Annotated in this window: 16 protein-coding genes; 8 read left to right on the top strand and 8 right to left on the bottom strand. The window is 72.5% G+C overall.

Annotation, left to right across the window (positions count from 1 at the left end; genetic code table 11):
• Positions 1-96: 96 nt before the first annotated feature.
• Together BS72_RS18170 and BS72_RS18175 are read right to left on the bottom strand one after the other, a co-directional pair.
• A complete protein-coding gene (locus tag BS72_RS18170; protein WP_037911865.1) occupies positions 97-942 on the bottom strand; it encodes a hypothetical protein in 846 nt (281 codons plus the stop codon).
• Positions 943-1204: 262 nt separating this feature from the next.
• A complete protein-coding gene (locus BS72_RS18175) occupies positions 1205-1513 on the bottom strand; it encodes a hypothetical protein (protein ID WP_037916515.1) in 309 nt (102 codons plus the stop codon).
• Positions 1514-1932: 419 nt separating this feature from the next.
• On the opposite strand from BS72_RS18175, the gene BS72_RS18180 reads away from it, so the two are divergent.
• The 4 genes from BS72_RS18180 (at position 1933) to BS72_RS18195 (ending at position 6049) form a co-directional block, all read left to right on the top strand.
• On the top strand, positions 1933-2958 hold the full coding sequence (locus tag BS72_RS18180; protein ID WP_037911868.1) for a bifunctional lytic transglycosylase/C40 family peptidase: 1026 nt from the start codon (positions 1933-1935) through the stop codon (positions 2956-2958).
• Between the two features lie 482 nt (positions 2959-3440).
• Positions 3441-4274, top strand: coding sequence for a phosphatase PAP2 family protein (locus tag BS72_RS18185; RefSeq protein ID WP_107498820.1), 834 nt, complete (start codon positions 3441-3443; stop codon positions 4272-4274).
• A gap of 90 nt (positions 4275-4364) precedes the next feature.
• A complete protein-coding gene (locus BS72_RS18190; protein ID WP_037911870.1) occupies positions 4365-5021 on the top strand; it encodes a hypothetical protein in 657 nt (218 codons plus the stop codon).
• Entirely contained in the window at positions 5018-6049 is a 1032-nt protein-coding gene (locus tag BS72_RS18195) for a hypothetical protein (protein WP_037911873.1), read from the top strand. The genes BS72_RS18190 and BS72_RS18195 overlap by 4 nt, the downstream gene beginning before the upstream one ends.
• 48 nt (positions 6050-6097) lie before the next feature.
• On the opposite strand, the gene BS72_RS18200 is transcribed toward BS72_RS18195, so the two are convergent.
• Together BS72_RS18200 and BS72_RS18205 are read right to left on the bottom strand one after the other, a co-directional pair.
• Positions 6098-7657 (bottom strand): FAD-binding oxidoreductase, encoded by a 1560-nt coding sequence (locus BS72_RS18200; protein WP_037911875.1) that lies wholly within the window; start codon positions 7655-7657, stop codon positions 6098-6100.
• A gap of 421 nt (positions 7658-8078) precedes the next feature.
• Entirely contained in the window at positions 8079-8312 is a 234-nt protein-coding gene (locus tag BS72_RS18205) for a hypothetical protein (RefSeq protein WP_407638983.1), read from the bottom strand.
• Between the two features lie 443 nt (positions 8313-8755).
• Here BS72_RS18205 and BS72_RS18210 point away from each other — a divergent pair, with 443 nt between their 5' ends.
• Entirely contained in the window at positions 8756-9481 is a 726-nt protein-coding gene (locus BS72_RS18210) for a hypothetical protein (protein ID WP_232792457.1), read from the top strand.
• 289 nt (positions 9482-9770) lie between these two features.
• Positions 9771-9941, top strand: coding sequence for a hypothetical protein (locus tag BS72_RS36595; RefSeq protein ID WP_157856269.1), 171 nt, complete (start codon positions 9771-9773; stop codon positions 9939-9941).
• A 309-nt stretch (positions 9942-10250) separates the two neighbouring features.
• On the opposite strand, the gene BS72_RS18215 is transcribed toward BS72_RS36595, so the two are convergent.
• Positions 10251-10577, bottom strand: a complete 327-nt coding sequence (locus BS72_RS18215; protein ID WP_037911880.1) for a metal-sensitive transcriptional regulator — start codon at positions 10575-10577, stop codon at positions 10251-10253.
• A gap of 191 nt (positions 10578-10768) precedes the next feature.
• Here BS72_RS18215 and BS72_RS18220 point away from each other — a divergent pair, with 191 nt between their 5' ends.
• The gene (locus tag BS72_RS18220) at positions 10769-11389 is read left to right on the top strand and encodes a DUF47 domain-containing protein (RefSeq protein ID WP_037911884.1); all 621 of its coding nucleotides are present in this window, start codon (positions 10769-10771) and stop codon (positions 11387-11389) included.
• A 6-nt stretch (positions 11390-11395) separates the two neighbouring features.
• Entirely contained in the window at positions 11396-12391 is a 996-nt protein-coding gene (locus BS72_RS18225) for an inorganic phosphate transporter (RefSeq protein WP_037911887.1), read from the top strand.
• Positions 12392-12716: 325 nt separating this feature from the next.
• Here the strand turns inward: BS72_RS18225 and pstB are convergent, their stop codons facing one another.
• The 3 genes from pstB to pstC are packed head-to-tail and all read right to left on the bottom strand — an operon-like array spanning position 12717 to position 15595.
• Positions 12717-13493, bottom strand: a complete 777-nt coding sequence (gene pstB, locus BS72_RS18230) for a phosphate ABC transporter ATP-binding protein PstB (RefSeq protein WP_037911889.1) — start codon at positions 13491-13493, stop codon at positions 12717-12719.
• A gap of 39 nt (positions 13494-13532) precedes the next feature.
• Positions 13533-14615 (bottom strand): phosphate ABC transporter permease PstA, encoded by a 1083-nt coding sequence (pstA, locus tag BS72_RS18235; protein ID WP_037911891.1) that lies wholly within the window; start codon positions 14613-14615, stop codon positions 13533-13535.
• Positions 14612-15595: a phosphate ABC transporter permease subunit PstC gene (gene pstC / locus BS72_RS18240; RefSeq protein WP_037911892.1), complete on the bottom strand. Its 984-nt coding sequence runs from the start codon at positions 15593-15595 to the stop codon at positions 14612-14614. Before pstC ends, pstA begins: the two co-directional genes overlap by 4 nt.

Here is a 15595-nt window from a genome sequence, read left to right on the forward strand (position 1 = left end):
GCCGTGAGCAGGGCGAGGACGGCGGTGCGGCCCCGCGCGCGGAGGCGGGCCGCGCCCGTCGTGCTCGGCGCGCCCTCGGTACCCGTACTAGCCGTGCTACCTGGCATAGGTGAACCCTCCGTACTGCTGTACGGCCCCCGCGATCTGGTCCGCCGTGGCGACCTGCTGGTCTCCGCTGACCGGGGCCGGCCCCTCGGCCTGGCTGGAGCTGTCGATCCGCCAGTCTCCGTCCGTGCCGCCCGCCGTCCACACCAGTTTCTCGGTGATGGTGAACCAGGAGGTGGTGACCGGCTTGGTGGAGTCCTGGCCGGCCAGCCCGGAGAGCGCCGTGCACCACACCTCGACCGTGGCCGTGTCGTCGGTGGACGCGGTGGCCTTGGTGCCGACCGGGACGGTGCGGGAGACGAAGGTCTGGCCCTGCGGGGCGGAGCCGTCCGAGTTGAGGCCCAGGGCCGTGATCGCGCTGCTGGAGTAGGCCTGGTCGAGCTGGGACTGCAGGCGGGCGGTGGCCGCCGGGGTGTAGAGGGTCGCGACGATGCGGTGCCGGGCGTCGGTGTTGAACATGTCCGTGCCGCCGAGTGCGACGGCGTAGTTGGCCGCCGCGGACTGGGCGCCCTGGCTGGTGTGGGCGTAGCCGGACGGGATGCCGTCGACGTGGCCGGTGACCGGGGCCTGGCCGCTCGGCGCGGTGGCCCGGGCGGCGGAGCCGGCGCTGTGCGGGGCGGAGCCGGCGGTGCCGCCGCCGGCGTCGTCGGAGCCGGAACCGGAGCCTGAGCCGCCCCCGCGGGTGGCGAAGGCGAGGGCCGCGATCAGGACGACGACCACGCCCACCACCGTCATCAGGGCGCGCCGGGGCTGCGGGCGGCGGGCGGCGGAGCCGTGGCCGCCCTCGCCCTCGGGCAACCGGGTCCGGGTCGGGGGTCCGTCCTGGCCGAGGCTCATCGCGGCTCAGCCCCCGGACGGGCGGCGGGCAGCCCGGCGCGCGCCGCGGCGGTGCGGGCGCGGCGGCCGGCGGTGCGGGGTGCGCCGCGCTGGAGTCGAGTGGGCATCAGCAGACAGCCTCGGTCGGGACGGTGGGGCCTGGGACGGGCCCCGGGGACGGGGGAGGGAACGGCTACGGAAGGGAGACGGGTGGCGCCGGAACGGGAGGTGCGGCGGCGCCCGGGTGCGGGGGAGGGGCGGAGACGGCCAGGATGATCCCCGGTCAGATGGCCATCCCATACACGATGGTGAAGAGCGTGCCGAGGGAGCCGATGATGAACACCCCGGTCAGACCGGCGATGATCAGCCCCTTGCCCTGCTCCGCGCTGAAGGTGTCGCGCAGCGCCGTGGCGCCGATCCGCTGCTTGGCCGCGCCCCAGATGGCGATGGCCAGACAGAGCAGGATCGCCACGGCCATGACGACCTCGACCATCACACGTGCTTCGTTGCCCAGGGACCCGAAAGGACCCCAATCCGGGGCGATGCCACCGATAATGGTGTTGATGTCGCCCTTCGCGGCTGCCAGGTACATGTAACTCACCACCCCGCTCGACCAGTTGGCTCCCTCGCCGGGGCGCAAGGGGCCATCATCTATCTTGGCGGAGGAATCCGCTGTTGGATGTCGACTCGGCGACTTTCTCGGCGGATTGTCCGTGTGATCCGGGCCGCAGTGGTCAGACTGTGACACGGACCGGTGTTCGAGGGATACGGCCGACTACTCTGTGTATCACGATGATCACCCCAGGGCAATGACGGGAACGGAACCAGCCGAAGCGGGCGGAGCACGGCCGGGGCGGCGGGTGGCGCGCGACGGGCGGGCGGCGGCCGGCGGGGGCAGGTAGAGGCAGGCGGGAGCGGACGGGCGGAGGGGCGCGGACGCGGGCGGAAGCGGGCGGAAACGGGCAGGCCGGACGCGGCGGGCGTCCGGGCCGGAGCGGAAGGGGTGGGATCGTGGCACGGCGGGTCTGGCTGGTCCTCGGAGTCTGCGGGGCTCTGTTCCTCTCCTTCCTCGCGCTGCTCGTGGTGGGCACGTTCTCGGCCGCGGCCGGGCTGTCCGGCAACGGTGCTGACGGTGCCTCGGTCACGCTGGCCAAGGGCGCGGTGCCCGAGGAGTACGCGGCCCTGGTGCTGAAGTGGGGCAACCAGTGCCCCGCGCTGAACCCGGCGCTGCTGGCCGCGCAGCTGTACCAGGAGAGCGGCTGGAACGCCCACGCGCAGAGCGGCGCCGACGCGCAGGGCATCGCCCAGTTCATCCCCGGCACCTGGGCCACCCACGGGATGGACGCCAACGGGGACGGCCGCGCCGACGTGTGGGACCCGCAGGACGCCATCCCCTCGGCGGCCGTCTACGACTGCGATCTCGCCGCCTACGTCAAGGACGTCCCCGGCGACGCCACCGACAACATGCTGGCCGCCTACAACGCCGGCGCGTACGCGGTGATCCAGGCTGGCGGTGTGCCGCCTTATCAGGAGACGCAGAACTACGTGCGCTCCATCAGCACCCTCGCGGAGAGCTTCGCCGCGCCGGTGGCGCGGCTGGCGCCCAGCGAGCAGGCGGCCGGGGCGATCAACTGGGCGCAGACCAAGCTCGGCACCAAGTACCTCTGGGGCGGCACGGGCACCGCGGAGGAGGGCGGCCGGTTCGACTGCTCCGGGCTGACCCAGGCGGCGTACCACTCGGTGGGGGTGAGCCTGCCGCGGGTGGCCAACGACCAGTGGAACGCCGGGCCGCACCCCAGCCGTTCCGAGCTCCTCCCGGGGGACCTGGTCTTCTTCGCCTACGATCTGGCCGACCCGCGCTCGATCCACCACGTCGGGATCTACGTCGGCGGCGGCTACATGATCGACGCGCCGCACACCGGCGCGGTGATCCGCTTCGACCCGGTCGACAGCTCCGACTACATCGGGGCGACCCGCGTCACCCAGGCGGGGGCCGAGGCCCTGCCCACCACGACCGCTGCCGGCGCGTCCTCCTGACGCCCCGACGGCCGCGGCGCGCCGGGCGTGCGGGGCGGCGGCTGTGGCGTCCGCCACGTACGGCCGCCCGCGGGTGTGCGGCGGCGCCCGGAGGGTACGCGGTGGGCGGGGGCCGCGGCGGCATCGGGCTCCGTCCGAGGCAGGGTGGCGGCGGTGCGGGCGGCAGCGGAAGCGGATGGCCCGGACCGGTGTGGGGCGCGCCGCCGGGCGGGCCCGGCGCCGTACGATGGCCCGCACGGTGCGACGGGTGGGGCGTGTGCGAAACGTGAGGCTCTGGCCCAAGCCTGGGCCGAGTTGGCGCTTCGGGCCGTTCCTGCTGGTCACCCTTGGATAACGGGCAGGTGATCATTCCGCGAAAACCGGAACGCGAAGTGCTCTCCCGGCCGTTGTGCGGAGGAGAATGGTCGGGACGCAAGCGACGGCGGTTGCGCACGAGCCGGCCGTGAACACACGTCGATTGCGGGACAAGGGGTACGACCGCCATGGCAGAGGTCGCAGCAGGAATCACCAGCGACGCCGTCAACCCCGACATCAGCGTGCTCCGCGGCGTCAACGGCCTGGCCCGCCACGCCCCTCGCGTGGTGGACCGGGTGGTCGAGGCCGCCTCCGGGTACGGGCTGGTGGCCGTGGTCCTGCTGCTCGCCCTGTGCTGCTGGTGGCGGCCGGCCCGGCGGGCCGGCGACGCGCCGGCGGCGGTGGCCGGCGTGGCCTGGGCGGCGCTCGCCGCGGGGATCGCCGTGCTGCTGGACATCCCGGTGCGCGTCCTCGTCCAGCGACCCCGTCCCTGGGTCGAGCACGACGGCCTCGACGTGCTGGCGCACGGCGGCGGCAGGTACTCCTTCGCCAGCGGCCAGGCCGCGGCGGTGGCGGCGGTGGCCGTCGGCCTGTTCATGGTCAACCGCCGCTTCGGGGCGGTCGCGCTGCTGGTGGCCCTTGCCGAGGGGTTCGCCCAGGTCTACACCGGGTCGCACTACCCGACCGACGCGGCCGGCGGGTTCGCGCTGGGCGCGGCCACCGCGCTGCTGCTCGCGCCGCCCGCCCTCGCCCTGCTGACCGCTCTCACCGCCCGCCTCGCCCGCACCCGCGCGGCGTTCCTCGTCCGCTCCCCCGGCTCCGACCGGCCGCCGACCCCCTCGGCGCGCCGCAGCGGCTGCGCCACAGCGCGACGGACAAGGACCTCGCCGCCTGACGCACGCTCACCCCGCCCTGCCCTGCGCCCGCGTGACGGAACACCCGCGAGCCGGGCCGAGGGCGGCATCCCGTCACCCCGCCGCACGTCACGGCTTCTTCACGGGGTGACGGGCTTGTCACATTGACGGTGCGCTGCTTTCTGCCGAAGAAGCCACCGGGTAGCGTCTGTGGACGTCAACTCAGCACTTGTCACTGCGTTCACGGGGGTAAACAACGTGTCCCGATCCACCCTGCCCGCGGCCGCCGCAGTCGTTGTGGGGGTCGGTCTCCTGCTCACCGCCTGCGGGGGTGGTGGCTCCGGGGACTCGGACAAGATCAAGGCGACGGGTACGACCGCCTCGGCGTCGCAGTCGACCTCCGGTCCCAGCCCCACGCCCACGGCGACCGGCGTGCCGCGCCCGACGATCACGCTGCCGTCCGGGGCCCAGAACGTCTTCGAGGACCAGCACACGGGTGACGCGAAGAAGGACGCGGTGCTCGCCGACAACCAGAGCTGGGTCGACTCCATGGACGAGGCGATCCTCAAGGGGTCCTCGGACACCTCGCACATCTCCTTCTACAGCACGGGCACGGCGTTCGAGTCCTCGGTCGGCTACGTCAAGGGCTACCTCGGCAAGAAGGACACGTGGGTGGGTACCACGCGCTTCTTCCAGCGCAAGGTGACGTTCCTGAAGACCGGCGAGGCGTCGGTGGTCTACTGCGGGGACGAGAGCAAGGCGTTCATCAAGCACAGCGACGGGACGATCGACAAGTCGCCCGCCACCTCGAACAGTTACGTGCTGTACAACACCCGGCTCGCCCAGAACGGGCAGGGGGTCTGGCAGACGGAGTACGTGGTCTCGCAGCGGGGTGCGAAGGAGTGCCAGCCGTGAGCCGCACCGGTCGGATACGGATCGCGGTCGTGGCCGCCGCCGCCGGGTCGCTGCTGCTGGGTACCGGTACCGCCTATGGCGACAAGAGCGGGGACGGCGCCGTCGGGGGCGGCTCCGACCCCGGCAGTTCGAACATCAGCGCCAACGCGAGCTACTACGAGGTGCAGTACACGCCGAAGGGGATCAGCTCCAAGGGCCACGCCCTGACCGCGACGACGGCCTGGACGCCCCCGCCCTGCTGGATGGCCCCGGTGGCCACGCCCCAGGAGCTGAAGGCCGAGCGCGAGGGGGTGTGGGCCGAGGAGTCCACCGGATACCAGTGGGACCAGGCCCAGGAGGACTACTACGTCAACGGGCACCCGCACAAGGACTTCGAGATCGCCAACGCCGGCAAGGGCATGTGGTGGAACGGCCACATGAACCCGAGCATGGCGGCCGATCCGAACGCGACCAGCTGCTTCAAGGAGCGCGACGACTGGGTGCTCAAAGGCGCCGAACCGCCCGCCGGACCAGGGCCGGTGGTGACTCCGGAGATCCTCGCGGAGTCCGCCTACAACCGCATCCGGATCCTGCCCAAGGCGGTCGAGCTGTCGCCGGCCGCCGACCTCCCGCAGACGGTGAACCTCAACACCTGGGCCTGGCTGACCTCGGCCGACATCAAGCCGGTGTCGGTGACCGCCAGCCTCGCCTCGCTGGGCATCTGGGCCACCACGACCGCCAAGCCGGTGGGGCTGCACATCACCGCGGGGACGAGCGACGCCGACCTCTACCCCGCCTCCGGCAACTGCCCGATGAACGCCGACGGTTCGATCGGCAGGCGGTACGCGAAGGCGGACGGCAACGCGGTTCCCCCCTGCGGCCTGACCTACCGGCGCGCCACCAACGGCGGCACGTTCCCGCTCTCGGCGACGATTCGCTGGGCCGTGAGCTGGACCGGCAGCGGCGGCACCGGGGGCGACCTGCCGGGCGGGTCGTTCGAGTACACCCAGAACGTCACCGTGCAGGACATCCAGTCCGTCAACCGGTGATGACGGGAGCGGGGTCCGCCGGCGGGACCGGCGGACCCGCCGGGCGGGTCAGAGGGCCTGGGGGAAGTCGAAGAGGCGGCCCGGGTCGAGCTGGTGCTTGAGGGCGGTCAGGCGGGACGCGTTGGCGCCGTAGTAGGCGGTGCGCCAGTCCTTCAGCGACGGGTCGGTGTAGTTCTGGTAGGCCGCTCCCGAGGCGTAGCGGCGCAGCGACGCGTAGGTGGTCGCGAGCCAGCCGGTGGTGGACAGCCCGTCCGAGGCGAGGTACTGGGCCAGGAACCGGGAGCGGCGGTGGACGAACGCCGTCGCGGTCGGGCCGACCCGGTTGACCGCGCCGCCCAGGGCGGTCAGCGCGATGCTGCCGGCGCCGCCGCCGGAGCGGTTGGCCAGCAGCCGCATCTGTGCCAGCAGTGTGTCGATGCCGCCGTCGGGCAGCGGCGCGTCGTAGAAGTCGGAGCGCGCGGTGTACGTCTCGCGGCCCAGCGTGCCCTGCGGCGCGAGGTGGCACTGGGCGGCGCTGAGCCCCTGGCAGCCGGCGTAGGCGAACATCGCGTCCACGTAGTCGTGCGGGTGCAGGGAGACCGAGGAGGCCGCCGCCCCCGCGAGGGCGGCCAGCCGGTCGGCCGCCGCGGCGAGGTCGGCACGTGAGCCGGAGGAGAGCATCGCCACCGAGACGGCGGGCGCCTGGCCGGCGTCGCAGTCCAGGTGGAGAGCCGACCAGATGGGGTCGGGCTGCTCCGGGCCCCAGCTCTGCCAGGCCCGCACCACGTCGGCGGCGCGCGACCACGGCCAGGTCAGGTAGCCGGTGACCACCTCCGGCGCCGGGTGGGTGGCGAAGGTCAGCGAGGTCACCACGCCGAAGGTGCCGTTGCCCGCGCCGCGCAGCGCCCAGAAGACCTCGGGCTCGGCCTCTGCCGACACCTCGTGGACGGTGCCGTCCGCCGTGACCAGCGTGGCCCCGAGGAGGTTGTCGCAGGTCAACCCCATCGAACGGCTCATCACGCCGTGGCCGCCGCCCAGGGTCAGGCCGGAGACGCCCACGGTGGGGCAGGAGCCCCCCGGCACCGTACGGCCTCGGGCCGCCAACGTGCTGTAGAGGTCGATCAGCTTCACGCCGCCCCCGACCACGGCCTCGGTGCCGTCGAGCCGGACGCCGTCCAGCCGGGACACGTCGAGGACCAGCCGCCCGTCGCCGCTGGACCAGCCCGCGTAGGAGTGGCCGCCGCTGCGGATCGCCAGCGGGGTGGCGGTACGGCGCGCGAAGTCCAGGCAGGCGCGGACGTCGTCCACGCCGCCCACGTACGCGACGGCGGCCGGGCGCAGGCCGTCGAACCGGGTGTTGTAGAGGCGGGAGTCGGCGTCGAACGTACGGTCCTGGGGGCGGATGAGGCTGCCGTCCAGGGACACCGCCAGCGCCTTCCAGTCGGAACTCGCCGGAGCCGCCGTGCTCCGGCTCGGCGAGGACGGGAAGGAGAACGGGGACGGGGCTGACGACGTCGGGGCCGGGGCGGACGCACCGCTCCCGGCGTCGTCTCCGCTGTCGCAGCCGCTCGCCAGCCAGACCCCCGCCAGCACGCCGCCCCCGGCCCGCAGCGTGCTGCGCCGGGCCATCCCGGGCCCACTGCCCCGGGGGCTTCCCGGCGCTCCGTGGACACCGGGTCCGGCACCGGGTCCGGCACCGGGTCCGGCACCGGGTCCGGCACCACGCCCGGTATGGGACCCGATGCCGGAGTACCCGCCGAGGGCCGCGCCCGTGGTGCTGTCCTGCTCCTGGCGCCCGCTCAGGTCCATGCCTGTCCCACCGCCGCCTCGTTCGTCCGGCCGCGCCCGGCCGCAGCCGGCCCCCCTCCGGTCGCCCCGCGCCTTCGGTTACGCAAGACGCCGCGGCCGGGCGGGCGGTTGCGGTTTCGCGCGGGCGCGGCCGGAGGGCGGTCAGCGGGCGGGAGCCGTCCGAGGACACCGGGACACCGGGGACACCGGGGCGCGGCCCTGGAGGTGTCGTGGCGACGGCGCCGGAGGAGGACCGCGGCGGTCAGTCCGGCGCGTGCTCGTGGGCGTCCCGGCGGGCGCGGTCCCTGGCCCGGCGGGCGGGGCCCCGCCAGCCGCAGGAGCAGCGGGCGGAGGCGAAGGCACCCCGCTCGGTGACCGTGGTGTCGTGGCGGGGGCCCGGGCTGTCAGGGCCGTCCGGACCGTTCGGGCTGTTCGGGGCGCTGGCACCGTTCACGGAGTGGGAACGGAGGAGAGGGGTGGCGTCCTGATCGGGCACCTCTCAACGGTAACGGGCGTGACGGCCCCCGGAAGACCGTCGTTATCCCCATGAGACACCGGCTGGCAGGGCGGTGGAGGGATGGACGGGCGATGGTGGCAGCGGTGACCCGACGAACGGTCCGAGCTACGGGTGAGGAGACGGCCGTCACGGCCGCCCGGCGGCACCTCCGCCCCCCGAGACCCGTGCCGACCGCAACGCTTCGAGCACCCGGCCCCCAGCCGGAGCCGACAGCTCCGGCTCTCGCGGCGGCCGCTCCGGACCCGGCCGCGCCCGGAGGCCCGAGCCGCCGGTCGCCCGCGCGCCGTCGCGCGCGCCTCGCGCGGACCCTGTGCGCCGCCGGCCTCCTCTGCGCCGCCGCGCTCGCCGCCGGCTGCGGCGGCTCCGCCGCCGGCAGCCCGGCGCGCGGGCCCGGCGGCGCGGCCGGCGGCACCGGGGCCGGGGTGGTGACCGGAGCCGCGGACGCCCTGGCCCGGGCCGGCAGCTCCAAGGTCGCCACGGCCATGCGGATGGCGAGCGGCGGCACCTGGGTCACCGTCACCGGCTCCGGCGGGTTCGACTTCGGCCGCGACCAGGGCTGGCTGACCGTGCTGCTGCCCCGGGACGCCGCCGGCGACGAGGAGCACAAGCCGATCACCGAGCTCTTCCTGCCCGGCGCGCTCTACATGAAGAACCGGGGCGCCGGCGTACCCGCCGACAAGTGGGTGCGCGTGGACACCACCCGGCTCAAGGACGGCAACCTCGTGACCGGTGGTGCCACCGAACCGCTGGCCGCGGCGGAACTGCTGCGCGGCGCGCGGAACGTGGCGTACGTGGGGGCCGGGCGGCTCGACGGCGCGCCGGTGCGGCACTTCCGCGGCACCGCCGACATCGCCGGCGCGGCCGGCGCCGCCTCGCCGCCGCTGCGGGCTCCGCTGCACGCCGCCGCCAAGGGGTTCACCGTGACCGCGGTGCCGTTCGACGCCTGGATCGACGGGCGGGGGCGGCTGCGCCGGCTGGTGCAGCGCTTCACCCTGGCCCCGGCGGCCGGCGCGCCGCGGGGCGGGGACGCGTCGGACGTGACGGTGACGGCCACCACGACGTACACGGGCTTCGGGACCCCGGTGCGGATGGCGGTGCCGGCCGGCGCGGACATCTGGACCGGCCGGATCGTCTCCCCCCGCCCATGACGGCCACCGGGTCAGGCGTTCCGTCCCCGACCGTTTCGTCCCCGGCCGGTCCGGTCGGGGAGCGTTTCGGCCGGAACAACCACGGCCGGAACGGTTGCGGCCGGAAAGGTGGCCGGGGCACCGGTTGGGTACGGAAAGGCCGCCGCTGGAACGGTCGTGGCGGGAAAGAGCCCGGCGGAACCCAGTGGAAATGGTCCATCCGTGCCATGCGCCGGGGCGCGTAGGTTCCCTACGCTGGATAACGGCCGTTCGCAGGCGTACGCGGAAGCGTAGAGGAGGTGGTGCGGCCATGACACCGTCGCTCATGACCTCGGTGCAGGACGATCCGGTGGCGCTCGCGGAGATCGATCTGTGCGGTGAGCTGATGATCGCCGCGGCCGCCACGGTGGAGGAGCGGCTCAGCTTCGCGCGCATCGACGAGGTGCTGGAAGTGGCCCGCGTCCCGGCCCAGGCCGGCTGACCGCCGCCGTTCCACCGCCGCCGCGGTGCTCGGCGCCCGGCGCGAGAGCGTCCGGTCGGCGCTCCCGTCCTCCCGCCGGTCCTCTTCCGTGCGGCCCGTCCGGCATGCCGCCCGCACTCCGTTCGGGGGAAATACGGCGGCCCCCGTGGCCCCCTGGACCACGCAATCCGGCGAATCCGGTGAAAAGGGCGAATACGGCGAAACCAGTGAACCCGGCGAACGCGGAGAAACCCCGCGAGCCCGGGGAAGCACCGTGAACGGGGAGGATGCCGGTGCGACCTCCAGCCCCCTGCCCCGCCTGAGCCGGGCTCAGGTGCGCAGCAGCCGCGCTATCGCGGCTGTGGCCTCCGCCACTTTCCGCTCGCTCTCCGGCCCGCCGCCGATCGCCGCGGCGGCGACGCAGTGCCGCAGGTGCTCCTCCAGCAGTTGGAGGGCGAAGGACTGGAGGCCCTTGGTGCTGGCCGAGACCTGCGTGAGGATGTCGATGCAGTAGACGTCCTCCTCGACCATGCGCTGGAGGCCGCGGAGCTGGCCCTCGATCCGGCGCAGCCGTTTCAGGTGGGATTCCTTGTCGTGGCTGTAGCCGTGCGGCCCCTGCGGTGTCACCGTCTCCCCTGCGGCGTCTTCCGTCGGCATGTGCCCGTCCGCCCTTCTGTCCCGTTATACCCCCGAAGGGTATATCTTGCCGAATCGATACCATGTGCGAGACATCCCCCGTCGGGGGGACTTCGTCCGATGGGCGACACTGGTGGACGCCGGTTAGCCGTGGCCGGATGATGCACCTAGCATCATCGAGACCGAGACTCATGCACCCCGAGGGACCTCACGTGCGCTTTCGTCTGACCCCCAGGGAGACGAGCTTCTACGACATGTTCGCCGCGTCCGCGGACAACATCGTCACGGGCTCCAAGCTCCTGATGGAACTGCTCGGGGCCGATTCGACGACCCGGCCCGAGATCGCCGAACGCATGAGGGCCGCGGAGCACGCGGGTGACGACGCGACGCACGCGATCTTCCACCAGCTGAACTCCTCCTTCATCACGCCGTTCGACCGCGAGGACATCTACACCCTCGCCGGTTCGCTCGACGACATCATGGACTACATGGAGGAGGCCGTTGACCTGGTCGTCCTCTACAACGTCGAGGAGCTGCCGAAGGGTGTCGAGCAGCAGATCGAGGTGCTGGCCCGGGCCGCGGAGCTGACCGCCGAGGCGATGCCGAACCTCCGCACCATGGCGAACCTCACCGAGTACTGGATCGAGGTCAACCGGCTGGAGAACCAGGCCGACCAGATCCACCGCAGACTGCTCGCGCACCTGTTCAACGGCAAGTACGACGCCATCGAGGTGCTCAAGCTCAAGCAGATCGTCGACGTGCTGGAGGAGGCGGCGGACGCGTTCGAGCACGTCGCCAACACGGTGGAGACCATCGCGGTCAAGGAGTCCTGACCTTCCGTGGACACCTTCGTTCTGGTCGTGACCGTCGCGGTCGCGCTCTTCTTCACCTACACCAACGGCTTCCACGACTCGGCGAACGCCATCGCCACCTCCGTCTCCACCCGCGCGCTGACCCCCCGGGCCGCGCTGGCGATGGCCGCGGTGATGAACCTGGCGGGTGCCTTCCTCGGCCAGAGCGTGGCCGGGACGGTCAGCAAGGGGCTGATCGCCACCCCGCACGGGCGCTCCGGCATGGGCATCCTGTTCGCCGCGCTGGCCGGGGCGATCGTGTGGAACCTGATCACCTGGTACTTCGGGCTGCCGTCGAGTTCCAGCCACGCGCTGTTCGGCGGGCTCGTCGGCGCGGCGCTGGCCGGCGGCGTACTGGTCCACTGGAACGGCGTGGTCGACAAGGTCATCGTGCCGATGTTCCTCTCGCCGGTGGTCGGCCTGGTCGTCGGCTATCTCGTGATGCTGGCGATCGTGTGGTTCTTCCGCCGGTCCAACCCGCACAAGGCCAAGCGCGGCTTCCGGATGGCGCAGACCGTCTCGGCGGCGGCGATGGCGCTCGGCCACGGCCTCCAGGACGCCCAGAAGACGATGGGCGTGGTGGTCCTGGCCCTGGTCATCCACGACCCGTCCCGGGGATTCGGCATCCCGGTCTGGGTGAAGCTGGTGTGCGCCGCGATGATGTCGCTCGGCACCTACGCCGGCGGCTGGAAGATCATGCGCACCCTGGGCCGCCGGATCATCGACCTGGACCCGCCGCAGGGCTTCGCGGCCGAGACCACGTCGGCGGCGATCCTCTACACGACCTCCTACGTCTTCGCCGCGCCGGTCTCCACGACCCACGTCATCACCTCGGCGATCATGGGCGTCGGCGCAACCCGCCGGGTCAAGGCGGTGCGCTGGGGCGTGGCGAAGAACATCGTCGTCGGCTGGTTCATCACCATGCCGGCGGCCGGCTGTGTCGCCGCCGTCTGCTACCTGGTCGTGAAGCTCGTCTTCGGCTGACCCCCCGCGCCTCGCGCCCCACCACCCCGCCCCCTCGCCGCGCCCGGCGAGGGGGGCGCTGCGTTGCGGCGTCCGGGCGGCCGCGACCGAAGCCCCCCATCGCCCCGTCGCCGAAGCACCGGAACGCCGAAGCACCGAATCGGCAAAGCACCGGAAACGCCGGATGCCGGACGCCGAAGCGTCCGGCATCCGGCGTCCGCCGCGAACGGACCAGGACCCGAGCCGGTGTCCGGCCCCGGAAACGGCGGTGCCCCGGCCCCTCGGGAGGGCCGGGGCTTGTAACGCCCTGCGGTGGCACCGCCATGCAGCACCGCACGGCGGTCTGTCAGCCGAAGCGGCCGGAGATGTAGTCCTCGGTGGCCTGGACCGACGGGTTGGAGAAGATCCGCTCGGTCTCGTCGATCTCGATCAGCTTGCCCGGCTGGCCCACGGCCGCCAGGTTGAAGAAGGCGGTGCGGTCCGAGACGCGTGCCGCCTGCTGCATGTTGTGGGTCACGATGACGATGGTGAAGCGCTCCTTCAGCTCCCCGATCAGGTCCTCGATGGCGAGGGTGGAGATCGGGTCGAGCGCGGAGCAGGGCTCGTCCATCAGCAGCACCTGGGGCTCGACCGCGGTCGCGCGGGCGATGCACAGGCGCTGCTGCTGGCCGCCGGACAGGCCCGAGCCGGGCTTGTTGAGGCGGTCCTTGACCTCGTTCCAGAGGTTGGCGCCCTTCAGGTTCTTCTCGACGATCGCGTCGAGCTCGCCCTTCCGGTGGATGCCGTTGAGCCGCAGGCCGGCCGCCACGTTGTCGTAGATCGACATGGTGGGGAACGGGTTGGGCCGCTGGAAGACCATGCCGACGGTGCGCCGCACCGTGACCGGGTCGACGTTGGTGCCGTAGAGGTCCTCGTTGTCGAGGAGGACCTTGCCCTCGACCCGGCCGCCGGGGGTGACCTCGTGCATGCGGTTCAGGGTGCGCAGGAAGGTGGACTTGCCGCAGCCGGAGGGCCCGATGAACGCGGTCACGGAGCCGGGCTCGACGGTCATCGAGATGTCGTCGATGGCCTTGTGGCTGCCGTAGAAGGCGGAGAGGCCGCTGACGTCGATTCGCTTGGCCATGGGGATCACTTCATTTCTGCTGGTCGCTGAGGGGCCGCGTCAGCGACCGGAGTGCTTGGGGGCCTTCCACCGCGCGATGAGCCGGGCCACCAGGTTGAGGATCATCACGAACGCGATGAGCACCAGGGCGGCGCCCCAGGCACGGGCCTGCGAGGCGTCGTTGCCGTTCACGTACTGCTGGTAGATGTAGTACGGCAGTGAGGCCTGCGGGCCGTTGAACGGGTTGGTGTTGATCACGTTGCTGCCGAACACCAGGAGCGCGATGGGCGCGCTCTCGCCCGCGATGCGGGCCAGCGCCAGCATGACGCCGGTGGTGATGCCGCCGATGGCGGTCGGCACGACGACCTTGGTGATGGTCCGCCACTTCGGGACGCCCAGCGCCAGCGACGCCTCGCGCAGCTCGTTCGGGACCAGCTTGAGCATCTCCTCGGTGGAGCGCACCACGATCGGGGTCATCAGGATCGCCAGTGCCAGCGCGCCCGGGAAGCCGGACGCCGGGGCGTGGCCGATCAGGATGAACCACAGCGACAGGATGAACAGACCCGAGACGATCGACGGGATACCGGTCATCACGTCGACGAAGAACGTGACGGCCGAGGCCAGCCGGCCCTTGCCGTACTCGACCAGGTAGACCGCGGTGAAGATGCCGATCGGGGTGGCGATGACGCCGGCCAGGCCGACCTGCTCCACCGTGCCGATGATGGCGTGGTAGACGCCGCCGCCCGGCTGGATGGTGAGCACGTTGTTCATCGAGTGGGTCAGGAAGGTGCCGTCGATCACGCCGGCGCCCCTCTTGATCGTCGTCTCGACCAGCGAGTACAGCGGGAGCACGGCCAGGACGAAGGCGGCCCACACGAGGCTGGTGGCGACCCGGTCCTTGGCCTGGCGGCGGCCCTCGACGGCGGCGGTGACGGCGTAGGAGCCGGCCACGAAGAGCAGCAGGGCGATCAGGCCCCACTGGATGTGGCTGGACAGCCCGGCGCCGGCGCCGACACCGCAGCCGATCGCGATGGCGGCGACGGCGATGGCCGGCGGGGTCCACCGGGGCAGCCGGCGGGAGGACAGCAGGGAGGGTGCGGGGACGGCGGCGGACGGCGCCGTGTCGATGACGGTCTCGCTCATGCGTTGGCCCCCGAGTACTCCTTGCGGCGGGCGATGATCAGCCGCGCCGCGCCGTTGACCAGCAGGGTGATGAAGAAGAGCACGAGGCCGGAGGCGATCAGCGCGTCCCGGCCGAAGTCGGTGGCCTCACCGAACTTGGCGACGATGTTCTGCGAGAAGGTTCCGCCGGACGGCGAGTCCAGCAGGTGCGCGGAGATCGTCGGCGAGGCGGAGAGCACGGTGGCCACGGCCATGGTCTCGCCGAGGGCGCGGCCCAGGCCCAGCATGGAGGCGCTGATGATGCCGGAGCGCGCGAAGGGGAGCACCGACATGCGGATGACCTCCCAGCGGGTCGCGCCGAGCGCGAGTGCCGCCTCCTCGTGCATCCTCGGCACCTGGCGGATGACCTCGCGGCTGACGTTGGTGATGATCGGCAGGATCATGATCGCCAGCAGGACGCCCACGGTGAACAGCGACCGGGCCGGGGCGTCCGGGTCGGTCATCTTGAAGATCACCGTCCAGCCCAGGTAGTGGTTCATCCACAGGTTGAGGCCGTGCATGTGGGGGACCAGGAACAGCGCGCCCCACAGGCCGTAGATGATGCTGGGGACGGCGGCGAGCAGGTCGATCACGTAGGCGATCACGTCGCCGAGCCGGCGCGGCGCGTAGTGCGTGATGAACAGCGCGATACCGACGGCGATCGGGACGGCGATCACCATCGCGATCACCGCGCTGACGACGGTTCCGTAGGCCAGGACGGCCACGCCGAACTTCGGCGGGGTCAGGGCCGCGTTCCACTCGAAGGTGGTGAGGAAGTTCCCGTGGTCGCCGGAGATGGCGTGGGCGGCACGGACTCCCAGGAAGACCGCGATCGCGGCCATCACGACGAGCAGGAGGATGCCTGAGCCGCGGGACAGGCCGGCGAAGACGCGGTCACCCGGGCGGGTCACGGTCCGTTGCTTCTCCGGCGGTGCGGCGGAAGGTGGTGCGGTGGTGGTCAT

Origin of the sequence: Actinacidiphila yeochonensis CN732 (assembly GCF_000745345.1) — a bacterium.
GTDB lineage: Bacteria > Actinomycetota > Actinomycetes > Streptomycetales > Streptomycetaceae > Actinacidiphila > Actinacidiphila yeochonensis.

What these genes read in the sequence shown, in the direction of transcription:
- pstA (WP_037911891.1), bottom strand. Translation starts at nt 14,615, where the DNA reads ATGAGCGAGACCGTCATCGACACGGCGCCGTCCGCCGCCGTCCCCGCA.
- BS72_RS36595 (WP_157856269.1), top strand. Translation starts at nt 9,771, where the DNA reads ATGACACCGTCGCTCATGACCTCGGTGCAGGACGATCCGGTGGCGCTC.
- pstC (WP_037911892.1), bottom strand. Translation starts at nt 15,595, where the DNA reads ATGACCACCACCGCACCACCTTCCGCCGCACCGCCGGAGAAGCAACGG.
- BS72_RS18170 (WP_037911865.1), bottom strand. Translation starts at nt 942, where the DNA reads ATGAGCCTCGGCCAGGACGGACCCCCGACCCGGACCCGGTTGCCCGAG.
- BS72_RS18175 (WP_037916515.1), bottom strand. Translation starts at nt 1,513, where the DNA reads ATGTACCTGGCAGCCGCGAAGGGCGACATCAACACCATTATCGGTGGC.
- BS72_RS18200 (WP_037911875.1), bottom strand. Translation starts at nt 7,657, where the DNA reads ATGGCCCGGCGCAGCACGCTGCGGGCCGGGGGCGGCGTGCTGGCGGGG.
- pstB (WP_037911889.1), bottom strand. Translation starts at nt 13,493, where the DNA reads ATGGCCAAGCGAATCGACGTCAGCGGCCTCTCCGCCTTCTACGGCAGC.
- BS72_RS18215 (WP_037911880.1), bottom strand. Translation starts at nt 10,577, where the DNA reads ATGCCGACGGAAGACGCCGCAGGGGAGACGGTGACACCGCAGGGGCCG.
- BS72_RS18185 (WP_107498820.1), top strand. Translation starts at nt 3,441, where the DNA reads ATGGCAGAGGTCGCAGCAGGAATCACCAGCGACGCCGTCAACCCCGAC.